Source organism: Mesorhizobium sp. M4A.F.Ca.ET.022.05.2.1 (genome assembly GCF_003998845.1).
Lineage (GTDB): Bacteria > Pseudomonadota > Alphaproteobacteria > Rhizobiales > Rhizobiaceae > Mesorhizobium.
Genome location: NZ_RZOJ01000570.1, coordinates 1 through 2,968 on the forward strand (window position 1 = coordinate 1; position 2,968 = coordinate 2,968).

The 2,968-nt window shown below is 62.2% G+C and carries 2 protein-coding genes and 2 pseudogenes; 1 reads left to right on the forward strand and 3 read right to left on the reverse strand.

Annotated elements, in window-relative coordinates; all coding sequences use genetic code 11:
* The 3 genes and pseudogenes from EN745_RS32835 to EN745_RS32845 form a co-directional block, all read right to left on the reverse strand.
* Window positions 1-941, reverse strand: a 941-nt coding sequence (locus tag EN745_RS32835; RefSeq protein WP_127423171.1) for a phosphoserine transaminase, incomplete at its 3' end; no start/stop codon positions are given.
* A 196-nt stretch (window positions 942-1,137) separates the two neighbouring features.
* On the reverse strand, window positions 1,138-2,007 hold the full coding sequence (locus tag EN745_RS32840) for an outer membrane protein (RefSeq protein WP_127423172.1): 870 nt from the start codon (window positions 2,005-2,007) through the stop codon (window positions 1,138-1,140).
* A gap of 204 nt (window positions 2,008-2,211) precedes the next feature.
* Window positions 2,212-2,757: pseudogene (locus EN745_RS32845) on the reverse strand (outer membrane protein); the annotation flags it as partial.
* On the opposite strand from EN745_RS32845, the pseudogene EN745_RS37345 reads away from it, so the two are divergent.
* Window positions 2,750-2,968, forward strand: a pseudogene (locus tag EN745_RS37345) (porin family protein); the annotation flags it as partial. The pseudogenes EN745_RS32845 and EN745_RS37345 overlap by 8 nt on opposite strands.

Below are 2,968 nucleotides of genomic sequence, written 5' to 3' on the forward strand. Positions count from 1 at the left end.
GTAAAGGACAGGCAGACCGAGGTGTTCGAGCGCGTCGCCGGATCGGCGGCGAGATGGCCAAGCCATGACGAGGTGGCGACGAAACGGTCGAGCACCGCCGCATTGGCGTCGGCGCGGGCGATCAGGGCGTCAAGGCCGCCGATCGACTTCGCCCAATGAAGCGCGTCGAGATAATCCTCGACGCACAGCATCGACGGCGTGTTGATCGTCTCGCCCTTGAAGATGCCTTCGATCAGCTTGCCGCCCGAGGTGAGGCGGAAAATTTTCGGCAGCGGCCATGCAGGCTTGTATGCCTCCAGCCGCTCGACGGCGCGCGGCGACAGAATCAGCATGCCATGCGCGCCCTCGCCGCCCAGAACCTTCTGCCAGGAGAAGGTGACGACATCGAGTTTTTCGAAGTCGAGCCTTTGCGCGAAGGCGGCCGACGTCGCGTCACATATCGTCAGGCCCTTCCGGTCGGCAGGAATGAAATCGCCGTTCGGAACCCGCACGCCCGATGTGGTGCCGTTCCAGGTGAAGACGACGTCGCGGTCGAAATCGACCTTGGCCAGATCCGGAAGCGCGCCATAGCTGGCCTCGAACCTGCGCACGTCGGCGAGCTTCAGCTGCTTGACCACATCGGTCACCCAGCCGGAGCCGAAGCTCTCCCAGGCGACCATGTCGACGCCGCGCTCGCCGAGCAGCGACCACAGCGCCATCTCGACCGCGCCGGTGTCGGACGCCGGCACGATGCCGATGCGGTAGCCGGTGGGAACCTTGAGGATCTCGCGCGTCTGCTCGATCGCCTGCTCGAGCTTGCTCTTGCCGATCTTGGCGCGATGCGAGCGTCCGAGCGGAGCCTTGGTCAGCGCCTCGACCGACCAGCCGGGGCGTTTTGCGCAAGGACCTGAGGAGAAATTGGGGTTTGCCGGACGGAGTCCGGGCTTCGTAAGCGTCGTCATCGTGGTCTATCCTTCCAGATAGTGGCCCCTCGTTGGGGAGGGGTGGCCCACGGACGGCGATATGCGTTCAGGCTTCCGGCGTCAAGAGGAAAGTTTTTGTCGCTGGCGGGATACTCGCTACGCGCGGCGGGACTCGACCGCAAAAGCAAACGGCGGATCCTCGGACCCGCCGCAGCAATTTTCCGCCTGACGATCCCTACCAGAGATCGTAGCGCAGCCCGAGCTTGACCGTCTGGTAGTCGATACCCTTGTGGATGTTGAAGGCGCCGTCGTCAAAGGCCACGTATTTGGCGCTCGGCACCGAGAAGTACTCGTAGCCGAGATCGACCGAGACGTTCTTGCTCACCTGGTAGGAAAGCCCGGCGCCGATCGAATAGGCAAGATTGAATTTTGCTTCGGAATCCTCTGATCCCTGGTAACCCGCCGGATCATCGCAGGTGAAGCCGCCGGCACCCGACGAATCCGGCGCGATCTCGACGCAGTCGCGCTCGCCCTGGGTCTTGAAATACTTGTTGTAGGCGACGCCAATGCCGCCGCCGATATAAGGCGTGATGCCGACATAGGTGCCGAGGTCGACATAGCCATTAGCCATCACGCTGTAGCCCTTGTTGGTGGCGCGGTTCGTGGCCACGCAGTCTTCCGTATCCGGGGCCGTGCCGATGATGATGACGCCGCCGGGCCCGATCGTCACCGTATTGGTGTGGCCGGCGCAGCCGTCCGGCACCACTGCGTGGTCGCCGAACTTGTTGGTCGGCAGGATGCCGCCGTTGAGTTCGACCCTGAGGAAGTCGTTGAGGTGGTAGCCCATGCCGATGCTGCCCGTGAACAGGCTGCTGTCGTTGGTGAAGCTGGTCGCTCCGCTCGCCGAGGTTTGGTGCTCGAATGGATGGCTGAACGCGTAGCCGATATCGCCGCGCAGGTACCATCCCGAGCCGACCTCGACCGGCACGTAGTCCGGCGCCTGGTCGACATAGATCGGCGGATCGTAGTCGGCCGGCAGCGCCTGCGCCACCGGCATCAGCACGATGGCGGCCAGCGCCAGCGCTATACGCGATTTGAATACCATGTCCCCGGCTCCCGAACTTGGCGCGCGCCGCAGCACAGCACCGTTTTTCAAGGAGCATTGTTAACCATAGTGGTTAAGTGCCGGTTAAGGATAACAGACGGTTAGCGAATTGATCGCGAAGAGCTTTCGTTCGGGCAAATAGCTCAAACAAAAACCGCCCGGCGAAAAGCCGGGCGGTTGAGGAACTCTCGGATCTCGAAGAGCTTACTTGGTGTAGATCGGCTCCGGCTCAGGCTGATAGGCCACTACCGGCGCTGCGCACCCATTGTTGCCGCCGAACTGATAGCGCAGACCGCCGCGTACCTCGTGCGTGCTGATGCCGTGGTCGAAGCCAGGACCCGAGCTAGTCGTATCAAACTCGAACATGCGGCCGCCCTGGATGTGGCTGAAGCGGTAGCCCGCGTCAAAGATGATCTTGTCGGTCAAGCAATAGGAAGCGCCCGCCATGAGCGCGTAGGCAAAACGCCAGTTGGTCGACCCGGGGTTGGTCTCGGTGGTGTTCGGATCGCGGACCGTGTCCCACTTGATACGCGCGCCGCCGATGCCGGCGCCGACATAAGGCGTGATCCCGTGATAGGTGCCGAGATCGGCATACGCGTTAGCCAGCAGAAGGAAGGCGCTCATCTTCGAAACCTCGGTCGATGTCGTGACGAGATCCGAGGTCTGGCCGTTGAAGTCTGACTTGAACCAGTAATCGGCAGTTAGATCAGTGCGGAAGTAGTCATTGACCTTGTAGCCGACGCCGCCGCCGGTCGCCTACGAGCAGCCGGTCGAAGTCGGCGGCTGGTACATCCGCGGCGATATCGACTATCACTGGTCGAATTTGGGTAGCATCGACTACATCACGTACGGGCCGCCGCCCGGCACCAACGATTTCGATTTCGGCGACCTAAAGGGCGGGTTCTCGCTCGGCGGCGGCGTCGGCTACAAGGTCAATGACTACTTCCGCACTGATCTAACT